Source organism: Rhodococcus sp. (in: high G+C Gram-positive bacteria), assembly GCF_049591685.1.
Taxonomy (GTDB): domain Bacteria; phylum Actinomycetota; class Actinomycetes; order Mycobacteriales; family Mycobacteriaceae; genus Rhodococcoides.
Map to the genome: position 1 here is coordinate 1 of NZ_JBAWFH010000581.1, position 6,742 is coordinate 6,742.

The following is a 6,742-nucleotide window of genomic DNA, read 5'->3' on the forward strand; positions in this document are numbered from 1 at the left end:
GATCCAGATCTCGAGTTCAGCGTCGAGATCGAACGTACCCGCCGTCTCGACGGCGAAATGTGTGATCGATCGGTAAGGCACACTGTGCTACTACACTTTTCGGCCGGTCAATCCCTGTTTATCGATCATCAACAGCCTGCGATTGGTGAACAGGAACGCGTCGCGCACTAGTCGACAAGCCGCGTTGATCTGCTCGCCGCTGCCGAGGAGCCGGCTGTACTCCTGATGAGCTGCGGCGGGGTCAATTTTTCCCGCGTTGCCGATCAAACCGTCCATGAAACCCAATGCTTTGCTTTTCATTTACTCGATCGACAGCCGATGATCGAGCCGGAAGACCCTGTCGCCCGATCCTGGGGTTACTTCTACCGTAAATCTGTCATACCACGCCAATACACTGCAGTCGAGAGCAAAACCCGAGCGAGGAGACATACCGTGCGAAACCCTGGCGAGACCGATGTCGCGAATGATCAACCGCCGGCACCGGCTGCGTCGAGCCCCGACTGGCATTTCGCAGCAACGGTCGACGGGGATCGGTACGCCGTCATCACGGACCTCAACCACCATTACACAGGGTGGTCGGTCGAGGTCGAACACGACGGTGAAACACAACTCGGCCCTGTGCTGCCGCGGACACTGTGGCGCGAGCTGAACGACGACTTCAACCTCCTTGGGCTGGGCGAATCCACGGGCGGCTGGGCAGCGTCCATCGAACCCGGCGCGATCCTCACCGCCTTCCTGACGCCGGACGGCACCCGCGTCGTCGTCGACCAATGGGTCTACATTCGCGAATGGCTTGCCGAGTCGCTCCTCGGCCAACCCGTGGCGCTCATCATCGATCTCGGACCGAACGACTTCATTCCGAGCGAGCACGACGCCGAAGTGGACGACGACGTGCCCTGCGCACAACTACAGGTAATGGCGGATGACGTGTTCATGGTGCGTCGCTCCCGCGTGGAACTCGGACATCTCATGCTTGCCGACTACTCCACCGCCGCAATCACACTCGACAAGTGGTACCTGCAGGACCACTTCGACGACTGCACCGACGGATACATGTTCACCAAAGACCGCCGCCTGGCCGCAGAAACCTGCGTCACCTGGTTCCGAGACCAACAGGATCCAGATTCGCCACTCGACATCGGATGCAACTACCGATACGCAGACGAACTCGTTTCCGCAGACCCAAAGTTGTTCTGACAGCGGACGTGAACCAACACAGCAAACAACCCACTGTCTCGCAACCAACTTTGATTTGTTGCTTACGGAAGCTGATCCCACAACGCTCTGCCATCGGCGTCGAAGATGGGTGGGTATCGCTCGGCCAGTTGACGAAGGATCTCTCGAGCCAGTGCGCGCAACTCTCCGTCTGACTCCGGCGTGTCACGGGCCTCTATGAATTTGATCCAGTTCAGTAACCCGCCCGACACCACCATCTTCGTCTCGATCATGTTCGGGAGCAAGGCTTTGTACAGCTCCCGCCGTTCTCGAGAACCGAGCCGTTCTCCGTATGCGTCCGAAACCAGCCGCGAGACCATGGCGATCTGCTGTACGAACGCAGCCTCGAGTATCGCTATCACCTCAGCCGAAAGCCCGGGAGGTGCCACAAATCTGGCGTCGGGAAGGTGAAATCCCGGTTGCCGCAGCAGTCCTATAACAAGATCTCGATGCGTTTGCATGCTTCTGGCCGCAGAATTCGAGACGCCGGCGATGTCGAAGGTGACTTGAACATGTTGGAATACGTGAGAAGAGCTTGCGAAGCGCGCTCTGATAAATCGCGATCGGGTTCTTGCCGAATCCTTGTCACGCTCGAGCAGAGACCTCAATCCGAGCGTCCCGGCGTACTCGAGCAAGTCGAGAGCCGAATTCCCATCTTCGGATTCGAACCAATCAGGCAGGATGCCCTCCGTCGCACCGACCAGATGCACCGACAATTCAGCCCGACGCCCGCTCACACCCTTGTTTTGCGAGGCACCAGTCACTTGTCCTCCAGTAGCACGGCGACTGTGGCGCACAGATGACGCACCTCTGCCACAGTTGGTGCCAACTCGTAAGCATGGTGGTGGCACACGCTGCTCAGTCGGTTCCAGGCAATCGCGGCGGCGTCGGCGTGCTCGGTCGTGTCCAGTGCCCGCAGAATCACTAACTTGGACCGCATGCTCGCACTCGGAACATCCGCACCCAATGCCCTGCAGCGCTCGTCGACCAGATCTTCTAACGATTGCCTCGCAAGAAATGCGGCCAAACGCGCCGAACTCCCTGCTGCACCGACACTTCCGTCGAGCAACCGCTCAGCATTACGCAAGCCAATCGCACTCACGAGGCGAGGATCCCGTCGACCATTCTGCCGAGGTCGTTCACGGCAGAAACGTCGACGGCAACCGCGTCACCATGAACACCCGCGTTACTCAGGTATAGCGTCGACCGTCGCTCCGGGCGGTAGCTCAACCACCCCGCCAGATCCTTGTCCGCATCGCCATGAACGGCCAGTGCCAGCCGGCCACGCGTCTTGTGCACTGCTCCCCAGCGCTGCTCGGTTTCGTCACGACTCGCGCCCTCCCGATGCTGGGTGGCGTAGAACAGCTGTTGGGCAGCCGATTCCAACGCCAACCGGAACAGGCCCGGCGCGACACGTCGTTTGACGTCGTCTGGCACAGCCTCGTCCCGCACCAGCGCGTAGGCGTCGTCGACATAGCGCTTCGCCTGATTCAAAGTTTCCTTGAGGTGTATACGCGACCCCGTCTCTCGCGTTACCTCGAGCAACCGCGCATCGACGGCCATCTGCCGGATTGCGGTAGAAAGTCTGTCGTCGTGCGAAAAGACAACGACCTGACGGGTTTCGGCCAGCGTCGACAGCACCCGGATGAACCCGTCGATCTTCGCCGGGTCCATCGCCTGAATTGGATCGTCGAGCACGATGAAGCGGAACGGACTGTTCGGCGTCGTCGCCCGCGGAATGAACAACGCCAACGCGAGCGCATGCAACTCCCCCTGACTCATCACCGACAGGGCCTCGGATGGAACGCCGTCGACCGTGCCCCTCAGGACGGCCTTGCGCCGAGTGTTGGTGCCTTCGAGATTGATCGCGCCGATGTCGACGTTGCTCTCTTGACGCAGCTCCGCCCAGATCTCCCGCGCTTGGTCGGCAATCGGTTCCAGTCGTTGATTGCGTAAGTCGATGGCGTGGGCCGTAATCCACTTCTTGGCTGCGTCGAGGTGGGTCACGATCGCGTCTGTCTTCGCGGCTGCCTGCTCCATCTGTACCCATGACGCCAAGCGCAATGCGATCGGCGCCCACGTGTCTTCCCGGGCCTCGATAGCATCCGCCGCCTCGTTCCGCAGCTGCCCACCGGATGCGACGACAGCCGGAAACGTCGCGCTGAGGTGGTCCGCGAGCTCGGTGATCACGTCCGGCGCAGAACGCGCCTTGTCGACGGATTCCTGATACGACTCCAGCGACGGAAGGTTGACGCCGTCGACCGCGTTGGCGTCGGCCAGGTCGTGCATCAGTGCCAGTGCAGCGCGCCGGGCGTCCTCGAAATCGCGTCGGGCCTGCTTGAAGTGCGCGAGCTTGTCGTCCTCGTCGGAGATACGCGTCCGCGCGTGCTCGGCCCAGGTGTCGTCGAGGGTCCCGGTTTCGCAGACGGGGCAGTCGGTAGTGCCGGTGTCGGCGTGCAGTTCGAGGGCAGAGGTGAGCAGAGCGTTGCGGCGTTCGACAATCGCGAGGGCGTCGGTGGCGAGGTCGATCGTGCTCGTCGCCGCTGCGCGCAATGCTGCGACGACGGCGTCGACCTGATCCTCCAGCGGAATCGCCAGGCCGACGATGGCTCGAAGGCCGGACAGCGCGGACGACTGCGTCGTCGCAGAGCCCGTCGCGAGCGCCTGTACCGCCGTAACGTCCGGGGACCGTTTCTTGAGCAACGTTCCAGCCGACTGGGCGCGGTCGTCGGTCGACTCGTCGACGATGCGCTTGAGCTGCGTCAGCTCGTCTTTCGCTTGCAGGCGCGGCACTTTCGCGTCCTTCAGCGCTGCTGCGAGCCGCTTTTCGGCGTCGGCGATCTCGTCGAGGCCGAGCAGCTTGGCGAGCGCGTCGTACAGCGTGGAGGGACTGTCTTCGATGAGGCCGCCGATTTCGTCGTACGACAGGATCGGGCGGTGCAGCTCGACGGCCGACTTCCAGCCGAGCCCGTCGGTGCCGGGAGTTCGTTTGGTCTTGCCGACCTGTGTCCACGTCGAGTTGTCGGTGAGGGATGCATCGGGTTTCCAGTCGACGCCGACGACCGTGGGCTCGGAGCCCTCGATGGTGAGGCCGACGCGAACCTTGCACTGCGAGTCGTCGTGCAGGTTCCGCCAGGTGTCCTTCCACAGCTTGGCCTTGTTCTCCCACCGGTAGCTCTTGCCGGTGACGGCGAACTCGAGTGCCTCGGCGAAACTGGACTTGCCGGACCCGTTACGTCCGCTGACGATGGTGATGCCGGGCGCGGGATGGAGCTTCAGCTCGGACTTCGGACCGATGCCGCGGAAACCGGCCACCTCGATAGACGTCAAGAATGCACCGACGGGCTCCTCAACCGCTGCCTGCGCTGCGCGGCGGGTCTGCACCAAGGTGACGCCGTCGAGCTGGCCGCTGAGCTGATCGGTCCCCTCGAGCGCAGCCAAGACCAAATACTTCGCTTCATCGGCCAGTTCGTTATCGGCGTCGATGGCGTCGAACACGACGTCCATAAGCGGTCTGTCCACAGCCTCATCGGTTCCGGTCACCGGCACTCCCCTTCTCAATTCGAGCGGTTCCCCAACCAGACCACAGAGTTCCATACGACACCGACAGTTCGCTCGGCATCGGCTTCTCTGAGTTCGTTCGACCGGCCCGCGTCATTGGGTGCGAAAATCGTCCCCCGCTGTTGCATTCCCGTCGGACCCCTCCGCGACGGTGTAGCTATCGGGCCGCGCCACCAGGCCGCCCATCTCTCCCCGCACATCGTTGGAGGACACCTATGACTGGTTTCGGAATCATCAACATCGTCGCCTACGAGTTTCGCAAGCTGAGGCTCCACGAAATGGACGCCGCGATGCTGAAGCAATCGATCAGCTACGAGATCAGCCACGACGAAGACGTCCAGGGCGCGATCGGACTCGCGTCCCTTGCTCATCGAGGTCAGACGCGGCCCGGGCAGAACGGAAACACAGAACCGTACATCACGCATCCTCTTCGAAACACGCTGCGTCTCATCCGATTCGGCTGCGAGGACACAGACGTCCTCTCAGCAACTGCCCTGCACGACACCGTCGAAGACCAACCCGAACGTCTCGTCGAGCTGATGAACGGGGACCGGACCGCGCCGGGCTCACCAGAGAGCAGAAGAACACCGCGTACGTCGAGCTGGTGAAGGTTTCGGACTTCATCGACAACGCCGGCAGCCTGAGCGCTCTGGCCGACGTCGACAAGCGAACTCGGCTACGCAACAAGTACTTGCCTCTCGCTCCGGTCTTCCACGAGGCGGCACGCCGCCACGGCAGTGCGCTCGAACTACACCCGGACGGCTTCGTCCGGCTCACCAACCGACTTGGGAAGCTCGCCGAATCTCTCCGTGACGACACGGTGCTGGCCGAGGGCACACATTTCAGCTAGTCACCGGAACGGTTCGCCGCCTCCTCGTGGATCGTGCCCGCAGCAGTGAGCTCTTCAGCCCGGCGCGGCTTGCGCACCATGTCCTCGACAACGTTCCGCTTCCGACCAGAGCAGTGTCGGTACCTGATGCCAAGATGGCGGTATGTCACTCGACGAGGGCTTCGCGCCACCCGCGGCGTGCGTGCAGTGGTGCCAGCTCCGCGCATTCGATCTTCACGTACTCGACGACGGCGTCGTGGTGGACCTCGACTGGTGGAACAACCACCTCGACCGGGCGGGCCACACCATCCGCCTGTGTGGACGCAACCTGGACGGCGAGCTCGTCACCGACGGCAGAGCTACCCTGCAGCGCAACGACCTTCGCATCGACTCCGAGCTCATCGACGGAGATCAGGGGTCACTCGGGCTGCTCTTCCTCTGCGCCGCGTGGCAGGGAAGTCACGTGCACCGCAGATCGACGCGGCGATTCCCTGATGTCAGCAACCCTCATCTCAACCCACCCGACGAGGACCCGTTCGCCAAGACCCTCGCCGTCCTCGACGGCTGCGTGCGCACCCGGTCCTTGCCCTACCAGCCCAGCGGCTCATGGTCGGGTTGGCCCGACACCCCTGGCGTTGGGGTGTCGCTGATGGCCACATTCCTGTGGGCCGTCGGAGCCTCCGTCTCGGGCGGACGCGCGCAACTGATCGACCAATACGGCGTCTCCACCCTCATCCATGAAGGTTGGCTCGAAGACCCCGCCGTCACCGGATTCACCCGCAAGCGCTACGACCGATACGTCGAACTGCTCACCAGGTGGGCAGGCGACATCGGCACCAGCACCGAACTGATCGAAATGTGGCTCGTGCAGCGATGGAGCGCCCGGGTTCGCGAAGCGCGAGAAGGGACCCACGCCGCACTCACGCTGTTCTGACCCAGCAGGAAAAAACGCAAGGTGGTCGTCGTGAAACCACCAGCGCCGAAGCTATCGCCCCGCTGCAGCTTCGCCCCGCCCAATCAGCACCGAATGTTGCCTACCAGCGGTCGACGTGCAGCACCGTCTCGATTGGATCGCGGGGAGCGACCTTGAACGTCTCACCCGTGTAGTACGCCGTCGGAATCGAGGCACCCTGATGA

6 protein-coding genes and 1 pseudogene are annotated in these 6,742 nt (G+C 62.5%); 4 read left to right on the forward strand and 3 right to left on the reverse strand.

From position 1 onward, the window contains the following. A pseudogene (locus tag WBQ44_RS23945) lies at positions 1-300 on the reverse strand (PH domain-containing protein); the annotation flags it as partial. A gap of 132 nt (positions 301-432) precedes the next feature. Between WBQ44_RS23945 and WBQ44_RS23950 the strand changes: the two are divergent. After that, entirely contained in the window at positions 433-1,197 is a 765-nt protein-coding gene (locus WBQ44_RS23950) for a hypothetical protein (protein WP_495569147.1), read from the forward strand. A 62-nt stretch (positions 1,198-1,259) separates the two neighbouring features. Here the strand turns inward: WBQ44_RS23950 and WBQ44_RS23955 are convergent, their stop codons facing one another. Together WBQ44_RS23955 and WBQ44_RS23960 are read right to left on the reverse strand one after the other, a co-directional pair. Next, complete coding sequence (locus WBQ44_RS23955; RefSeq protein ID WP_495569148.1) at positions 1,260-2,012, reverse strand: FAD-dependent thymidylate synthase; 753 nt, start codon at positions 2,010-2,012, stop codon at positions 1,260-1,262. A gap of 301 nt (positions 2,013-2,313) precedes the next feature. After that, entirely contained in the window at positions 2,314-4,758 is a 2,445-nt protein-coding gene (locus WBQ44_RS23960; protein ID WP_495569149.1) for an AAA family ATPase, read from the reverse strand. A gap of 233 nt (positions 4,759-4,991) precedes the next feature. On the opposite strand from WBQ44_RS23960, the gene WBQ44_RS23965 reads away from it, so the two are divergent. From WBQ44_RS23965 to WBQ44_RS23975, 3 genes are all read left to right on the forward strand, one after another. Next, complete coding sequence (locus WBQ44_RS23965; protein ID WP_495569150.1) at positions 4,992-5,384, forward strand: hypothetical protein; 393 nt, start codon at positions 4,992-4,994, stop codon at positions 5,382-5,384. Beyond that, positions 5,381-5,626: a hypothetical protein gene (locus tag WBQ44_RS23970; protein WP_495569151.1), complete on the forward strand. Its 246-nt coding sequence runs from the start codon at positions 5,381-5,383 to the stop codon at positions 5,624-5,626. Before WBQ44_RS23965 ends, WBQ44_RS23970 begins: the two co-directional genes overlap by 4 nt. Positions 5,627-5,768: 142 nt before the next feature. Beyond that, complete coding sequence (locus WBQ44_RS23975) at positions 5,769-6,539, forward strand: 8-oxoguanine DNA glycosylase OGG fold protein (protein WP_495569152.1); 771 nt, start codon at positions 5,769-5,771, stop codon at positions 6,537-6,539. The last annotated feature ends 203 nt before the right edge of the window (positions 6,540-6,742 follow it).